Annotated in this window: 14 protein-coding genes and 1 pseudogene; 13 read left to right on the top strand and 2 right to left on the bottom strand. The window is 62.1% G+C overall.

What is annotated here, in order from left to right:
• Positions 1-232 precede the first annotated feature (232 nt).
• The 3 genes from ACF8SD_RS08725 to ACF8SD_RS08735 all read left to right on the top strand — a co-directional run bounded on the left by ACF8SD_RS08725 (position 233) and on the right by ACF8SD_RS08735 (position 4,200).
• Complete coding sequence (locus ACF8SD_RS08725) at positions 233-748, top strand: sigma-70 family RNA polymerase sigma factor (protein ID WP_392484228.1); 516 nt, start codon at positions 233-235, stop codon at positions 746-748.
• On the top strand, positions 745-1,668 hold the full coding sequence (locus ACF8SD_RS08730; RefSeq protein WP_392484218.1) for a FecR domain-containing protein: 924 nt from the start codon (positions 745-747) through the stop codon (positions 1,666-1,668). The genes ACF8SD_RS08725 and ACF8SD_RS08730 overlap by 4 nt, the downstream gene beginning before the upstream one ends.
• A gap of 108 nt (positions 1,669-1,776) precedes the next feature.
• On the top strand, positions 1,777-4,200 hold the full coding sequence (locus ACF8SD_RS08735) for a TonB-dependent siderophore receptor (RefSeq protein ID WP_392484220.1): 2,424 nt from the start codon (positions 1,777-1,779) through the stop codon (positions 4,198-4,200).
• Positions 4,201-4,229: 29 nt separating this feature from the next.
• Here the strand turns inward: ACF8SD_RS08735 and ACF8SD_RS08740 are convergent, their stop codons facing one another.
• Positions 4,230-5,234, bottom strand: coding sequence for a GntR family transcriptional regulator (locus tag ACF8SD_RS08740; RefSeq protein ID WP_173889268.1), 1,005 nt, complete (start codon positions 5,232-5,234; stop codon positions 4,230-4,232).
• 300 nt (positions 5,235-5,534) lie between these two features.
• Between ACF8SD_RS08740 and ACF8SD_RS08745 the strand changes: the two genes are divergently transcribed.
• The 10 genes from ACF8SD_RS08745 (at position 5,535) to ACF8SD_RS08790 (ending at position 14,252) form a co-directional block, all read left to right on the top strand.
• Positions 5,535-6,893: an amidase gene (locus ACF8SD_RS08745; protein WP_392484222.1), complete on the top strand. Its 1,359-nt coding sequence runs from the start codon at positions 5,535-5,537 to the stop codon at positions 6,891-6,893.
• Between the two features lie 63 nt (positions 6,894-6,956).
• Positions 6,957-7,838, top strand: a complete 882-nt coding sequence (locus tag ACF8SD_RS08750) for a polysaccharide deacetylase (RefSeq protein WP_173889264.1) — start codon at positions 6,957-6,959, stop codon at positions 7,836-7,838.
• 56 nt (positions 7,839-7,894) lie between these two features.
• On the top strand, positions 7,895-9,253 hold the full coding sequence (locus ACF8SD_RS08755; RefSeq protein ID WP_392484223.1) for an MFS transporter: 1,359 nt from the start codon (positions 7,895-7,897) through the stop codon (positions 9,251-9,253).
• A gap of 15 nt (positions 9,254-9,268) precedes the next feature.
• Positions 9,269-10,030, top strand: coding sequence for an SDR family NAD(P)-dependent oxidoreductase (locus ACF8SD_RS08760; protein WP_173889260.1), 762 nt, complete (start codon positions 9,269-9,271; stop codon positions 10,028-10,030).
• Between the two features lie 48 nt (positions 10,031-10,078).
• Entirely contained in the window at positions 10,079-10,828 is a 750-nt protein-coding gene (locus ACF8SD_RS08765; RefSeq protein WP_392484224.1) for an SDR family NAD(P)-dependent oxidoreductase, read from the top strand.
• An 8-nt stretch (positions 10,829-10,836) separates the two neighbouring features.
• Positions 10,837-11,136, top strand: a complete 300-nt coding sequence (locus ACF8SD_RS08770; RefSeq protein ID WP_173889256.1) for a hypothetical protein — start codon at positions 10,837-10,839, stop codon at positions 11,134-11,136.
• On the top strand, positions 11,133-12,122 hold the full coding sequence (locus tag ACF8SD_RS08775; RefSeq protein ID WP_173889254.1) for a GTP-binding protein: 990 nt from the start codon (positions 11,133-11,135) through the stop codon (positions 12,120-12,122). The genes ACF8SD_RS08770 and ACF8SD_RS08775 overlap by 4 nt, the downstream gene beginning before the upstream one ends.
• The gene (locus ACF8SD_RS08780; protein ID WP_173889253.1) at positions 12,119-13,300 is read left to right on the top strand and encodes a PotD/PotF family extracellular solute-binding protein; all 1,182 of its coding nucleotides are present in this window, start codon (positions 12,119-12,121) and stop codon (positions 13,298-13,300) included. Before ACF8SD_RS08775 ends, ACF8SD_RS08780 begins: the two co-directional genes overlap by 4 nt.
• Positions 13,297-13,641, top strand: coding sequence for a hypothetical protein (locus tag ACF8SD_RS08785; RefSeq protein WP_173889251.1), 345 nt, complete (start codon positions 13,297-13,299; stop codon positions 13,639-13,641). Before ACF8SD_RS08780 ends, ACF8SD_RS08785 begins: the two co-directional genes overlap by 4 nt.
• Before the next feature lie 119 nt (positions 13,642-13,760).
• Positions 13,761-14,252, top strand: coding sequence for a DUF1543 domain-containing protein (locus ACF8SD_RS08790; protein ID WP_173889249.1), 492 nt, complete (start codon positions 13,761-13,763; stop codon positions 14,250-14,252).
• 348 nt (positions 14,253-14,600) lie between these two features.
• Here the strand turns inward: ACF8SD_RS08790 and ACF8SD_RS08795 are convergent.
• A pseudogene (locus ACF8SD_RS08795) lies at positions 14,601-14,966 on the bottom strand (short-chain dehydrogenase); the annotation flags it as partial.
• Between the last annotated feature and the right edge of the window lie 8 nt (positions 14,967-14,974).

Below are 14,974 nucleotides of genomic sequence, written 5' to 3' on the forward strand. Positions count from 1 at the left end.
CGGGCGGCGCTCGATCTCACAGGCGCTGCATATCTTCTGACAAACACCTGTCAGCCCTGATGCGATCCCTTTGAAAGCTGGCTTGCTGGCGATGGGCTGCGCAGCAGCCCCATTGGGTGTTACTCACACTCAAGTGAACTACCCGCTAGCGGTGGTGCACAGCTTCCCAGCGAGATACAAGCCCATTACAATCGCGATGAATTCCTATTCTCGTTTTCGCGTGGGTTACAAGATGTCCGGATCGGTGACGGAAACGACGCACCATCAACACCTGCACAGGCTGTATCAGGATCACAACGGTTGGCTGCGTAGCTGGTTGCGCGAACGTTTGAGTAATTCGGCGGATGCTGCCGATCTTGCCCAGGACACATTCGTACGGGTACTGGTCGCGCGCACCGCCCATTCGCTGCAGCAACCCCGTCATTATCTGGCGACCATCGCGCGCGGGTTGGTCATCGACCTGTACCGCCGCCGCAGCCTGGAACAGGCGTACCTGCAAGCATTGGCGTCCAGGCCGGACGTTCATGCACCCTGTGCCGAGACCCGGGCAATCATTCTGGAGAGCCTGCTGGCCATAGACCGCATGCTCGACGGCCTGGGGCTGCGTACACGGCAGATATTCCTAGCGGTGCAACTGGATGGGCTGACGTATGAAAAGGCAGCCGAGCGTTTCAATGTATCGGTCAGCACCGTGCGCAAGCACCTGGCCAAGGGCCTGATGCACTGCCTGTTGATGGACGGCGAATGAACCAGGTGCTGGCCCAGGCGGTTGAATGGCATGTTCGCCTCAATGACAGTAGCGCCAACCAAGCCACTCGCGCGCAATGGCAGGCCTGGCTGGATGCCGACCCCGCGCATGCACAAGCCTGGCAGCGTGTAGAACGGTTGCAACACCGGTTGAGCCTGGCACCCGCCGGCGTGGTCTCCACCACCTTCGAGCAGGCACGGCAGCATAGAAGGGCGGTACTCAAACAGCTGGCCGTGCTGCTCGGGCTCGGTGCAACCGGCTGGGCAGGCTATCGGGCTTCGCCCTTCGCCGCCGACTACAGCACGGGCGTCGGCCAACGCCAGCGGCTGACGTTGGCCGATGGCAGTGCACTGGTGCTGGATACCGCCACACGGGTGGATGTGCTGTTCGATGCCCAGCAACGGCTGATCGTGTTGCGCCAAGGTGCCATTCTGGTCGATACCGCAAAAGATCCTCGCGCCCTGAGCGTGCAGACTGCGCAGGGGCGTGTCGAGGCGCTCGGCACCCGATTCACGGTGCGTCAGGACGATGGCACTACCCGGGTTGCCGTGCAAGCGCATGCCGTGCGGGTCAGGCCGCAACTGGGCCTCGGCCAGGCACTGCGCGCCGAAGCGGGGCAGGCGGTGAGCTTCAGCGCAACCACCATAGGCCCCCTGCAGCCAGCGCCAGAGCAGGGCTCTGCGTGGGCGCGCGGCATGCTGGTTGCCGTGGACTGGCGCCTGGATGCGGTACTGGCCGAGCTCTCCCGCTATCGCCACGGTGTGCTGAGCTGCTCGCCTGATATCGCCGGCCTGCGGCTCTCCGGCACTTTTCTGCTCGACGATACCGAGGGCGCGCTGGCCAACCTGGAGGCCTCACTGCCGGTTCGGGTCCGCCGCCTGACCCGTTACTGGGTAAGGCTGGAGCGCCAGGCGGCATGACGGTGAATTTTTCTGCATAGAGGGGTAACAGATTTTCATTCCTGTTTCGGCTCTACCTGCATGTGCGCATCAGACGCACCCATTGCCAACGCTGACAGGAAACTTTTCATGCAAGTACGCCCCCTCTTTTCTGGCCTTTGCGGCCAACCCACAGCACGGGCCCTGTGCTTTGCTGGCGCGGTATTGGCGTTGACGCCTGCCTGGGCCAAGCCGATCGACTATGACATCCCTGCGGGCACGTTGGCCGCCACCTTGAGTCAGCTCGCTGCCGCCAGCGGCGTGATGATCACCTTCAGCTCGGAACAAACAGCGGGCTTGAGCTCGCCAGGGCTGCACGGTAGCTACGAGGTGGAACAAGGTTTCGCCCATGTGCTTCAGGGCAGCGGGTTGCGCATTGTGCAGGCTGGCGAAAAACGGTTCGTACTCGCCAGCATGGAAGCCGGCGGGGCCCTGCAGCTGGGCGCTACCACCATCGATGCAGCGGGCCTGGGCGCCATCACGGAAGGGACCGGCGCCTACACCACGGGTGCCACCGACGCCGCCACCAAGCTTGCCTTGTCATTGCGCGAGACCCCGCAAACGGTCAGCGTGATGACGCGCCAGCGCATGGAAGACCAGCAACTCACCACACTGAGCGATGTGCTGAAACAGACGCCAGGCCTTTCCGTGCAGAACATCGACAGTGAACGCGTGAACATCTATTCGCGTGGGTATGCCCTGGACAGTTACCAGTTCGATGGCATCCCGACCACCTTGATCGTGCAAACCAGCGCAAGCCCGCAGAGCCTGATTGATACCTCGGTCTATGACCGGGTCGAAATCGTCAGGGGCGCCACCGGTTTGATGACCGGTGGCGGCGACCCCTCTGGCAGTGTCAACCTGGTCCGCAAGCGGCCAACCGCCGGGTTCCAAGGCTCGGTCAGTGCCGGCGCAGGCTCGTGGGACACGTATCGCACCGAGGTGGATGTGTCTGGCCCGCTGACCGCCGATGCGCGCTTGCGCGGCCGCGCCGTCATGGCTTACCAGCAGGGCAATAGCTTCATTGACCACTACCAGCAGGAGAAGCAGACCTATTACGGCATTCTGGAAGCTGACGTTACCGACAGTACGCTGCTGACAGTCGGTTTCGACTACCAGAAGAATGACCCGCGTGGCGTATCCTTCGCCAGCTTCCCGTTGTTCTACAGCGACGGCGGGCAGACTGACTTCCCACGCTCCATCAACGCCGGGGCACGCTGGAGCTATCGCCAGCAGAACACGCTCAATACTTTCGCGACCCTTGAGCACGGCCTGGCCAACGACTGGAAACTGAAGCTGGCCGTGAACAACATGTACAGCACCCGGGAATATTCGCTGGCTTCGCTCAGTGGTGGGGCACCTGACCGTGAAACAGGTGAGGGCGCCTACCTTTACGGGGGAGATGGCTATGGCGCCCAGCGGCAATTGGGTCTCGACGCCATGGCCCAAGGGCCGTTCCAGTTCCTGGGCCGCGAGCATGAACTGGTATTGGGCCTGAGCGCTTCGCAGTTTAACGACTACAGCGACCCGGACGATGACGACCTGGAGATGCGCCCGGCCAATATCCATACCTGGGACAACGACACCGAGCGGCCGACTTCGGTCGGTAAACTGATGAATGACGACACCACGATTCGCCAGGATGCGGCGTACATGGTTGCACGCTTCAAGCCGGCGGACGATCTGTCGCTGATTGTCGGTGCGCGCGTGGGTGACTACAGCTACAAGAAGAAAGCCATCTACAACCCGCCTTACACGCGTTCGTCCAGCACTGCCGAAAGCCGTGAAAGCGGCTTCGTAACGCCTTATGCCGGGGTGGTGTATGACCTCAACGACATTCATTCGGTGTACGCCAGCTACACGACGATCTACAAGCCTCAAGCCCTACGAGAGCAAAACGGCAGGAACCTGGAGCCGAGGCAAGGGGACAACTACGAAGTTGGCCTGAAAAGCGAGTTCTTCGACGGCCGCGTCAACACGGCCATTGCCCTTTATGAAATAAAACAGGACAACCTAGGGGTTCCCACGGGTGAAACCGTGGAAGGCACGGTGCGCGAGTCGGCCTACCGCGCGGTGGCCGGCGCGAAGACGCGCGGTATCGACATGGAGATCTTTGGCGAAGTGCTTCCCGACTGGCATGTCAGCGCGAGCTACAGCCATAGCGTTACCAAGGATGCCGACCATGAGCGCATCAGAACCGAAGCACCGGCTAACCTGATAAAGCTCTGGACGACCTACCGTCTTCAAGGGGACCTGAACCCATTGACCATCGGCGGGGGCCTGAACTGGCAGAGTGGCATGAGCCTGACGACGAGCCAGGGCAAGGCAACGCAGGAACAGTATGCCGTGTTCAACGTGATGGCGCGTTATGATATCACCCGGCAGCTGAGCGCTTCTGTCAACGTCAACAACGTGTTCGACAAGCAGTATTTCAGCGCCCTGGACCCGACCTTCTTCACCGGCTACTACGGTGAGCCACGCAATGTCATGTTCAGCACCCGGTACGCTTTTTAACGCGGGGAGGGTGCAGGCCCGCCGACGCCTCAGGCCAGCCTTTGCAGATAGCCCGGCGCGTCAGGTTCGGGCAGCACCGACAGCACCTTGAGCCGCTGCAAGGTCCGTTCGCGGGCCTTGCACAGGTGGTCACGCAGGCATGAACAGGCAGTGTCGACGGTGCCGTACAGCAAGGCTTCGAAGACCAGGCGGTGCTCCACCAGCATGGCTTCGTCATTGCTGGACTGCAGGGCTTCGTGCAAGACCCGGCCAACATTCATGGGGATCTGGCATTGGCGAATGACTGCTGCCATGCGCGTATTGGCCACGCCGGCGATGCAGGTCACATGCAGGTCCTGCTCGAGCTGTTCGATGTCGGCGCGCTTCACATCACGGCCGGCGGCCTGCGCACTGACTACGCGGTGCAACATCGCTTCAAGATCACTGCGGCTGACATGCTCGACGCCTTGGCGCAGGGCATCTGGCTCCAGCAGCATCCGTAGCTCGTAATCGTGCTTGACCGCCTGGGCCGTCAGCGGGCCGGCGAGCCATTGCGAGTACGGCTCTTTTTCCACCAGCCCTTTGTCGCGCAATCGCATCAACGCTTCCCTGACGACATTCCGGCTGACGTTGAGTTCTTCGGCGGCACTTTGCTCATCGATCCGGTAATGACCAAAGACCATGAACCGCACGACCGTCTGGGCAAGGTGGTCGTAAATTCGCTCACCTATCGGGCGGTAATCGATCAGGTCCTCTTGTGGCTCCAGCCCCAGGAGCTTGCGCGTGAGCGGTGCGCGCAACGGGGTTTCGCTGGTGCCCTGGGGGTCGACGAGAAAGCCCCGGCCCTCGAAGCGGCGGATCAGCCCTTCCTCATGCAGCAGGTTCAGGGCCTGACGAACCGGTACCCGGCTGGTGCCGAACAGTTCTGCCAAAGGCCCCTCCACCAGCACCAGCCCTGGCGCCGTCTGCCCTCCCAGAATCGCATCGCGCAGGGTGTTACGGATGATCTCGTAACGAGAGGCCGGGCGGTCTTCAAGGGGCTGGGTAGCAGACATCAGAGGGTTCTCGTGAAGCGTGGGAGGCCAGTTTCGCACAAGCGAAGCGAGATGTGACCGGTCGCCGGTGACACCGCTGTGAACGGTTTTGGGGCAGGCTGTTACCGAACACCCCAAAATGTATCATCCAGTAAAACATACATTCCAAGATGCGAGTCTGGACTTGGGTATCGCGCGCCATCGCCAACCCTTGGCCAACGCGGCGCGGGGACTTTTCTATAAACCGCTTCACAAGGTTGGCACGACGCATGCTTACGTAAATGTACTTATCAAACAAATATACATTTAAGAGGTTTTGCCATGCTTGCCGATGCGCTTTCCCTGGCCAAGCAATTTGCCGCGGGAACCCACGACCCTGTCACTGCGATGGAAGCGGCGCTGGTGAGCGCTCAGCAGGTGCCGGCTGCATTCATCACCCTGTGCGAGGCGCGGGCGCTGCGCGAAGCGGCTGCGGCCAGGTGCCGCTGGCAAGCCGGGCAACCGTTGTCTGCCTTCGATGGGGTACCGGTAGTCTGGAAAGACCTGTACGACCTGGCCGGCCACATCACCACTGCAGGCGCGAAGGTGCGCTTGCACGCGCAACCGGCGCCGCGTGATTGTGCACTGGCCACGGCGCTCAGCCGGGCGGGCATGGTCAGCGTGGCAAAGACCAACCTCAGTGAGCTGGCGTATTCGGGGCTGGGCCTCAACCCCCATTTCGGCACACCAACCAACCCGGGCTTCGCCGGCGCCGCACGCGCGCCGGGTGGCTCGTCATCGGGGTCGGCAATTGCGGTGGCCCAAGGTGTGGCCCCTATCGCCATGTCGACCGACACTGCCGGCTCCATCCGGGTGCCGGCGGCGTTCAATGGATTGGTCGGCTACCGCAGCAGTGCCAAGCGGTACTCATTCGAGGGGGTCACCCCCCTGGCACGGTCCCTCGACTCGCTGGGGCCCATTACCCGTAGCGTGCGCGATGCCATCGTCCTCGACAACCTGCTACTGGGCGACCACCTTGGCATGCCGCTAGACGCCGTTGCCCTGCCCATCGCCGGGCTCAAGCTTTGCGTGGATGCGCAGTTGCTGGGCGATGCACGCATTCAACCAGAAGTCAGGGCCAACCTTGTTGCGGCACTAGAGCGGTTGGCGGCCGCTGGCGCGGTGGTCGAGCACAAAGCTGTCCCAGCCTTCCAGCAAGCACTGGACGTGATCGAGCAGATCGGTTGGCTGGGCGGCGCCGAGGCTTTTGCCCTTTACCAAGGGCTGCTCGACAGCCCGCAGGCCGAGCAACTGGACCCCCGTGTGCGCAAGCGGCTGGAGGGCGCCCGTGCCTACCCAGCCAGCAAGCAAGTGCTGCTGTACCAGGCTGCCGAAGCACTGAAAGCACAGATCGCACGCGAGCTGGACGGGGCATTCCTGGTAACCCCGACCGTCGGCCATGTTGCGCCACTGCTGGCACCGCTGGAAGAGGACGCTGAGCTATTCGTTGCCACCAACCTGGCAACCCTGCGGCTGACCATGCCGGGCAGCATGTTGGACATGCCTGGCGTTGCGTTGCCAAGCGGCAAGGGGGAGGCAGGGCTACCTACCAGCCTGCTGCTTTCGAGTTCGAGTGGGAACGACAAGGCCCTGCTGCGAGCTGCGTTGGCGATCGAGCCTTACGTGTGCGTCGGGCTTTGAGTCAGCCCATCGGGCAGGCAGCGGCGTACCTGCAATCAATTGAATAACCAAGAGGTCGAGATAATGACAAAAGAAATTTTTGTATCGATTGGCGTCGACGTGGACGCGGTAGCCGGTTGGCTGGGCTCCTACGGGGGTGAGGACTCGCCCGACGACATCTCGCGCGGTCTGTTTGCCGGGGAAGTAGGCGCACCGCGGCTTCTCAAGCTGTTCAAGAAATATGACCTGCGCACAACCTGGTTCATCCCGGGCCATTCGGTGGAGACCTTCCCCGAGCAGATGAAGGCGGTGGTTGAAGCGGGGCATGAAGTGGGCATTCATGGGTACAGCCATGAGAACCCGATCGCGATGACGCCGGAACAGGAAGAAATCGTTCTGGACAAGTCGATTGAAATCATCACCCGGTTGGCAGGCAAGCGGCCCACGGGCTATGTGGCGCCGTGGTGGGAGTTCAGCAACGTTACCAACGAACTGCTGCTGAAGAAGGGCATCAAGTACGACCACAGCCTGATGCACAACGACTTCCACCCTTACTACGTTCGAGTGAAGGACAGCTGGAGCAAAATCGATTACAGCCAGCACCCCGATACCTGGATGAAGCCCTTGGTGCGCGGTGAAGAGACCGATCTGGTCGAGATCCCGGCCAACTGGTACCTCGATGACTTGCCGCCGATGATGTTCATCAAGAAATCGCCCAATAGCCACGGCTTCGTCAACCCGCGCCACCTTGAAGAGATGTGGCGTGATCAGTTCGACTGGGTCTACCGGGAGAATGACTACGCGGTATTCCCCATCACCATTCACCCCGATGTGTCCGGCCGGCCTCAGGTGCTGCTCATGCTCGAACGGCTTATCGAGCACATGAAAAGCCACCCAGGTGTGAAGTTCGTCACCATGGACGAAATCGCCGACGACTTTATCCGGCGCCAACCGCGCAAGCGTTGAGCCACTGCTTCGGTTAGCACGTTTTCAAGCGGATCAAAAACAAGAGAAGCGCCGATATGACCACTACGCAAGCCACCACCACGGCTCCTGTGACCGAGCCTGGTACCTGGAAACCGGTACAGCTGGAATCCAGAGATGTCAGATACGCAACCTGGATTGCTTTCTTCGCCTGGGTTTTTGCAGTTTACGATTTCATCTTGTTCGGCACCCTGCTGCCGGTCATGGGCGGGCATTTCACCTGGAGTGAAGCTGAACAGGCGGAAATTGCCACGTGGGTAGCGGTCGGCGGCGCTGTCGTGGCCTTCATTGTCGGGCCGCTGGTGGACAAGATCGGGCGCCGTGGCGGGATCATCTTCACTATTGGCGGCACCGCACTGTGCTCTGCGCTGACAGCAGTGTGTGCCGGCATGGGCAAGGGGCCTTTGATTGCCGTGCGTTCGGTGGCAGGGCTGGGTTACGCCGAAGAAGGGGTCAACGCTACCTACCTGACCGAGGTGTACGCAGCGTCGACCGACCCGAAACTGATCAAGCGCCGCGGCTTCGTCTACAGCCTGGTGCAAAGCGGCTGGCCGGTAGGGGCGTTGATCGCAGCAGGCCTGACGGCATTGTTGCTGCCGCACATTGGCTGGCAGGGTTGCTTCATCTTCGCCGCTGTACCTGCGCTGGTAGTCGCCATCCTGGCGCGCAAGCTCAAGGAAAGCCCCCAGTTCCAGGTGCATCAGCGCATCCACCAGTTGCGCAAAGCGGGCGAAGAACCTGCCGCACGCAGCCTGGCGCGCGAGTACAACGTCGATTACGACGAGCACGCCAAAGCCGGTGTCGCTGCTGCCTTCCGTGGGGCGGCCCTGCGACCGACCGTGGTCTTGAGCCTGGCGATCCTGCTGAACTGGTCGGCTATCCAGGTGTTCAGCGTGCTGGGCACGTCGGTGATCGTGAGTGTTCACAAGCTGTCGTTCGAGAACTCCTTGTGGATCCTGGTGTTGTCCAACCTGGTGGGCTTCATCGGCTACCTGGTTCACGGTTGGCTAGGGGACCGGATTGGCCGGCGCAATACCGTAGCGCTGGGCTGGATGTGTGGCGGCTTGGCGTTCTTCGCCATGATCCAGGGCCCCAGCGACCTGGTCACGGTCATCGCTTTCTACAGCCTTGGCCTGTTCTTCCTGACCGGCCCTTACTCCGCCATGTTGTTTTTCATGGGCGAGAGCTTCCCCACCAGTATTCGTGCCACAGGCGGCGCCATCGTGCATGCCATGGGGCCGATCGGCGCCATCGTCGCCGGGCTGGGAATTACCAGCGTGTTGTCCACCGGCGGTGAATGGCACAGCGCGGCGCTCTGGTTCGGCGCGCTGCCTTGCTTCCTATCGGGCTTGATCATGCTTGCTGCCCGACATGTCGAACCTCTTTCAGTCAAATAACCAGGAGTTGCACACATGTCTCGACCCGTAGCATTGGTCACTGGGGCTGCCAGTGGCATTGGCCAGGCGGTCGCCGTCGCGTACGCCCGGATGGGCGTGCGCGTGATGGGTGGCTACCTGCCCGCCGACCCGCATGACCCCGCTGAAACGCAGCGCTTGGTCGCCCAGGCCGGCGGCGAATGTTCGATGATGGCGATGGACGTTACCGACAGCGCTTCACTGGACGCCATCGCCGCCGCGGCAGTCGAACGCTTCGGTCGGCTCGATTATGCCGTGGCCAACGCTGGGCTTTTGCGCCGGGCGCCGCTGCTGGAAATGTCGGACGAGCAATGGAATGAAATGCTCAACGTCGACCTTACCGGCGTGATGCGCACCTTCCGCAGCGCAAGCCGCCACATCGGTGAAGGCGGCGCACTGGTGGCCATTTCGTCGATTGCCGGTGGCGTGTATGGCTGGCAGGACCACGCGCATTACGCAGCGGCCAAGGCTGGGGTGCCCGGGCTGTGCCGCTCCCTGGCGGTGGAGTTCGCCCCCAGGGGCATCCGTTGCAACACCATCATTCCCGGCCTGATCGAAACCCCGCAATCGCTGGACAGCAAAAATTCCCTGGGTGCCGAGGGCCTGGCCAAGGCGGGCAAGGCGATCCCCTTGGGGCGCGTAGGGCGCGCCAGCGAGGTTGCTGACCTGGTCTGCTTCCTGACTGGTCCCGCGTCGAGCTACATCACCGGCCAGAGCATCGTGATCGATGGCGGCCTTACCGTGCGCTGGCCTGAATAGGAAATTGCTGCGCCGCAAGCTCGCCTTGCGGCCGCGAGGAGAACAAGCATGAAACCATTGCAGAACCGCCGCGCCGTCATCACCGGCGCGGGGAGTGGCATCGGCGCGGCCATCGCCCATGCCTACGCCGATGCGGGCGCGCTGCTCGTGTTGTGTGACCGCGACCCCCAGCGTTTGGCGGTGGTCGCGAACCAATGCCGCGACCGCGGCGCGCAGGTGATCGAATCTGTCGCTGATGTGGGTAGCCGGGAGGGTGCGCAAGCCGGTGTAGATGCGTGCGTCGCAGCGCTGGGGGGCATCGATGTGCTGGTCAACAATGCCGGCATGCTGACCCAGGCCCCCTGTGTGGACCTGACCCAGGAAATGTGGGATGAGATGCTGCGGGTGGACCTGACCAGCGTGTTCGTCGCGAGCCAGCGCGCGCTGCCGCACATGCTGGAGCAGCAGTGGGGGCGCATCATCAACATCGCCTCCCAGCTGGGGATCAAGGGCGGTGCACAACTGGCTCACTATGCGGCAGCCAAAGCCGGCGTGATCGGCTTCAGCAAGTCGCTGGCACTGGAGGTGAGCAAAGATAATGTACTGGTCAACTGCGTGGCGCCAGGGCCGATTGAAACCCCGCTGGTGGAGGGCATCAGCCAGGCGTGGAAGGTTGCCAAGGCCAAGGAGCTGCCGTTGGGCCGCTTCGGCAAGGCTGACGAAGTGGCACCGATCGCTGTGCTGTTGGCGAGCGAGCCTGGCGGCAACCTGTTCGTCGGCCAAACCCTTAACCCCAATTCCGGCGATGTAATGCCTTGAGGTGAGCCATGTGTGGACTTTGCGGCCTGATCGGTGAGGATGCGCACTGGAGCGACCCCCTGGACACGAGCCTCCCCGGCCGCCGCGAGCGCTTGCGGCGTATCGCCGCGATCAATCAGGTGGTAGCACCCTTCAGGCTCAAGGTCAGTGACGTGCAGGGGGCGTCGTATCTGGTGCAAGGCCCTACCGGCAAGCAAGGGGTTGCCTCGGGCTTGGATCAGCTCTGGCAGACCGCCGAAAGCATACTGGGGCGCTCCCTTGACCCCCTGGATCCGCGAATCCTCGATCACCTGGAGGCGTCGGCATGAGCCTGCAGATCAATGTGCTGACGGGTTTTCTGGGCAGTGGCAAAACCACCTTGCTCAAGCGGGTGCTGGCCAATGCGGACATGGGCGACACGGCGGTGCTCATCAACGAGTATGGGGAGGTGGGGATCGATGACGTGCTGGTGCAGGAAGTTGCCCCCGACACGGTATTACTCCCGAGTGGGTGTGTCTGCTGTTCGGTAAGGGGGGATCTGAAGCAAGCGCTGATCGACCTGCACGGCAAGCGTGCGCGCGGGGAGGTTCCGGCTTTTCGCCGCGTGCTTCTGGAAACCACGGGCCTGGCCGATCCCGCGCCCATTCTTGCCACGCTGCAGCGAGACCCACAACTGCGCGGCCGCTATCACGTGGGCCTGATGGTGACGGTGGTCGACGCCCAGCACGCCCTGCTTCAGGAGCGGATTCACCCCGAGTGGCTGGGCCAGGTCACGGCTGCCGATCGGCTGCTGGTGAGCAAGGCAGACCTGGTCAGCGCTACGGTGCTCGACCCGTTGCTGGCACACTTGCAAGCCCTTAACCCGACCGCATCGATCGCGTTGGCGAGCACGGTCGGGCAGGGCGATGAGCAGCTTCTGGGCGAGGGGCTGAGAAGCCTGGAGCCCGATGAGGAGGTCGCCAAGTGGCTGCTTTTTGCGCCCACCCGGCAGCCGCACCACGGCGGCGCCCAGGTGTGTGCACTGGAGTACGAAACACCGTTGGATTGGCTTGCCTTCGGGGTTTGGTTGTCGATGCTGCTAAGATGCCACGGAGACCGAATTCTGCGGGTCAAAGGGATCTTGAATGTGATCGATGCTGAACAACCTATCGTCATTCACGGCGTACAGCACTGCCTGCATCCGCCCATGCATCTGCGCCAGTGGCCTGGGCAGGCGCGGCGCTCGCGCCTGGTGATCATTGTGCGCGATCTGGATATCCAGCTGCTGCGCCGCTCTTTTCAGGCTTTTTTACAGCGCCTGGGGCGTGCGGCATGAGTGGCCCGGTCACGTTGCGGGTATTGGGCACATCGGTCACCCTACTGGAGCCCATTCGCTTGCGCGCGGAGCAAGAACTGGGCATTCGCATCGAGTACCAGATCCACGACGTGCAGACCGTTCAACGCATTGCGTTGATGCACCCTGAACGCTATGACCTGTACGACCAATGGTTCCATAGCATGGATTTTGTCTGGCCGGCCGGCGCCATCCAGCCCATCGACATCCGCCGGGTCGCCTTGTGGGAGGAGATCAACGACCTGCCCAAGCGGGGCCGGCTGCACGCTGGGGATGAGCTAGCCGGCGGCAGCCTGCCCTGCGACCGGCTGTATGTTCAGCATGACCGGACCCTGGCCAACTGCCCGACAGACTGGATCAGCATGCTGCCGCTGACCCACAACGCGGACAGCTTTGCCTACAGGCCGGACCTTCTGCCGCCGGGGTTCGGCGTTGAGAACGAGAGCTGGTCGTGGTTGGTTGACCCCAACTGGTGTGGGCATGTGGCGTTGCAGAGCGATGCAGCCATCGGGGCGTTGGACGCTGCACTGGCTGTGCAGGCCAAGGGGTTGGCTACGTTCGATGTGATCGCGAACCTGCGCCTGGACGAGATCGACCAGCTTGCGGCAGTGCTCATCAAGCTTCAGCGCCAAGGCCATTTCGCCGCGTTCTGGTCTGATGACCGCGACGCAGGCAAGCTGATGCTGGGCCCCAAGGTGCACATCGAGAGTGTCTGGTCGCCTGCCTTGATGCAGCTGCACCGCGAAGGCATTCAGTACCGCCAGGCCGTGCCCAGGGAGGGGTACCGTGGCTGGTTTGGTGGCCTGTCGTTGTCCCGTGCCGTTGAGGGTGGGGTGAAGGATGCGGCCTATGCCTACCTGAACTGGTGGTTGGCAGGTTGGCCAGGCGCGATGATGGCCCGGCAAGGGTTCTACATTTCCAATCCACTGCGCGCGCGCGATCACCTGTCGGCGGCTGAGTGGGATTACTGGTACGAGGGCAAGCCAGCCCGCGAGCAGTTGCTGGGCAGTGATGGCGAACCGCTGATCGAGCCTGGGCAGCTACGCGAAGGGGGCGCCTACGCCGAGCGTGTGGGCCGTATCAGGGTCTGGAACTCAGTGATGGATGAGCATAATTACCTGGTGCGCAAGTGGGCTGATTTTTTGCGGGCGGGCAAATGAGCCGCTCGCAAACCGGCGCCAAATACCCACGCACACCGGACGGGCGCTATTTCGTTGTCAACGGCCAGCTCTGGCGCTGCAGCAATCCCGGGCTTTCAGACGAAGCGCGCCAGCACCTGGTGCGCGCGCTGATGGAGGCAAGGCGAGCGGTGAAGCAGGCGAAGGCCTGCGAAGATGCAGCCGCTTTAGGGCGGGCTCGGGCAGCGGTCAATTATGCCAAGGTTGCATTAGGCGAGCGTGGGCCGGTGTGGTGGGATGACGGTAGTCCTGATTACAACCGTCACAAGGCTACCAACACTCCTTATGCAGCCTGGTACGACCGGCTGGTCGCGCAGCCGTGAAGGCCTTCCACCGCGCGGGCAAGGCCGCGAAGGGCGCCAGCCTTCAGCGCCGAACCGATCTGATACCGAGCCTGGCGCTTGCCGGCGCTCGGTGAACTTTTACCAAGATGGACGACTAGATGCTTTTCGTGGTGCTGCTTGGGGGCAAACACCCCCAGGCAAAGATTGAGGTTCACGACATTGTGTTTGCAGCCGCGGATACGCTGGAGCAGGCCTACCCGCAACTACGGGACGGTTGGTTTGGCAGCCCCAAAGGCGTGCACATCGATGCCTGGATGGCCGTCGATGGGGTAGACAGATGGCGCATCGAGCTCAGCCCGCTGGCGCCTTCGCCTGAATCCCTGCGGCTCTATTTCATCAATTTGGGCGGGTACGACGCCCAGGCTTTTGGCGAGGCGCACGACTATCTACTGGTGGTCGCGAAGGACAAACGAGAGGCCATGGCGAAGGGCAAGAAACAGGCCAGGGCGCATTGGTCGCAAGCTCACAATGATGCAGTGCTGGATGTTGACGACTGCCTGCCCATTGACCAAGTGGGCGGGCGTTTCGTGCATCTTGTCGAGGGGCCGCATGCCGGGTTGCGCCGACGGAATCAATACATTGTCCTTTGATGACGGTAGCGGCGGTCATCGTGGTTACTGAGCCATGGGCCATTTCGTCTGCGGGCTACCCAATTGAGTTTTTCCCGCATCTGCCCCTCACACGCATGAGTCACAAACCGCTGTAGGCGGTATGCCACCTACCGCTATCCCCATCAGAACGCCTGGATTGCTACCCAAGCGCAACCCAGGCGGCATCTGCCAGCCAATGGACCGATGGCCCTGCGGTATCGCTCACCTGTCTCGGCGTTGGAAATGGCCCACCACAACCCCCGCGAGCAGCCCGATAACCGCTGCACTCAGCAACAAGACGGCTTTGTCTTTCGGGGTTTTGCAGCCACCCAATAGACTAGGCTGCGCCGGGCCTTTGATAGGCGAACCGCTCAATGGCTGTGGCTGCGCGGCAGAGAAAACGGCGTCGTGTGTCGGCGCCGTGATGGGCTGATCGGCCGCAATAGGTGAGAGCTGAAGGGATGTACCGTCCACCAGGTTCAAGGTCAAGTTGCTGATAGTGCCGGCTACCCGCCCAGGGAAAATAGGCTCCCCTGCAGCATCGAGATTATCGTAGATGAACCGGTCACCTTCCAGCCAGCCGACAGCCGTCAAAAGCTCTGGGCCGAGGTAATACTTGCCGTCCTGAAAAAAGCCGGTGAACGAGTGGGCGCGCTCGATGTTTTCAACGCAATACCGTTCACCTGGCTTCATGCCTGTCGTTTGATCGATCATGGTGCGAG

The organism is Pseudomonas sp. CJQ_9 (genome assembly GCF_043106615.1).
GTDB lineage: Bacteria > Pseudomonadota > Gammaproteobacteria > Pseudomonadales > Pseudomonadaceae > Aquipseudomonas > Aquipseudomonas juntendi.

Bases quoted from the DNA above. Each gene is read 5' to 3' on its own strand.
- ACF8SD_RS08725 (WP_392484228.1), top strand. From the start codon at position 233: ATGTCCGGATCGGTGACGGAAACGACGCACCATCAACACCTGCACAGG.
- ACF8SD_RS08730 (WP_392484218.1), top strand. From the start codon at position 745: ATGAACCAGGTGCTGGCCCAGGCGGTTGAATGGCATGTTCGCCTCAAT.
- ACF8SD_RS08735 (WP_392484220.1), top strand. From the start codon at position 1,777: ATGCAAGTACGCCCCCTCTTTTCTGGCCTTTGCGGCCAACCCACAGCA.
- ACF8SD_RS08740 (WP_173889268.1), bottom strand. From the start codon at position 5,234: ATGTCTGCTACCCAGCCCCTTGAAGACCGCCCGGCCTCTCGTTACGAG.
- ACF8SD_RS08745 (WP_392484222.1), top strand. From the start codon at position 5,535: ATGCTTGCCGATGCGCTTTCCCTGGCCAAGCAATTTGCCGCGGGAACC.
- ACF8SD_RS08750 (WP_173889264.1), top strand. From the start codon at position 6,957: ATGACAAAAGAAATTTTTGTATCGATTGGCGTCGACGTGGACGCGGTA.
- ACF8SD_RS08755 (WP_392484223.1), top strand. From the start codon at position 7,895: ATGACCACTACGCAAGCCACCACCACGGCTCCTGTGACCGAGCCTGGT.
- ACF8SD_RS08760 (WP_173889260.1), top strand. From the start codon at position 9,269: ATGTCTCGACCCGTAGCATTGGTCACTGGGGCTGCCAGTGGCATTGGC.
- ACF8SD_RS08765 (WP_392484224.1), top strand. From the start codon at position 10,079: ATGAAACCATTGCAGAACCGCCGCGCCGTCATCACCGGCGCGGGGAGT.
- ACF8SD_RS08770 (WP_173889256.1), top strand. From the start codon at position 10,837: ATGTGTGGACTTTGCGGCCTGATCGGTGAGGATGCGCACTGGAGCGAC.
- ACF8SD_RS08775 (WP_173889254.1), top strand. From the start codon at position 11,133: ATGAGCCTGCAGATCAATGTGCTGACGGGTTTTCTGGGCAGTGGCAAA.
- ACF8SD_RS08780 (WP_173889253.1), top strand. From the start codon at position 12,119: ATGAGTGGCCCGGTCACGTTGCGGGTATTGGGCACATCGGTCACCCTA.
- ACF8SD_RS08785 (WP_173889251.1), top strand. From the start codon at position 13,297: ATGAGCCGCTCGCAAACCGGCGCCAAATACCCACGCACACCGGACGGG.
- ACF8SD_RS08790 (WP_173889249.1), top strand. From the start codon at position 13,761: ATGCTTTTCGTGGTGCTGCTTGGGGGCAAACACCCCCAGGCAAAGATT.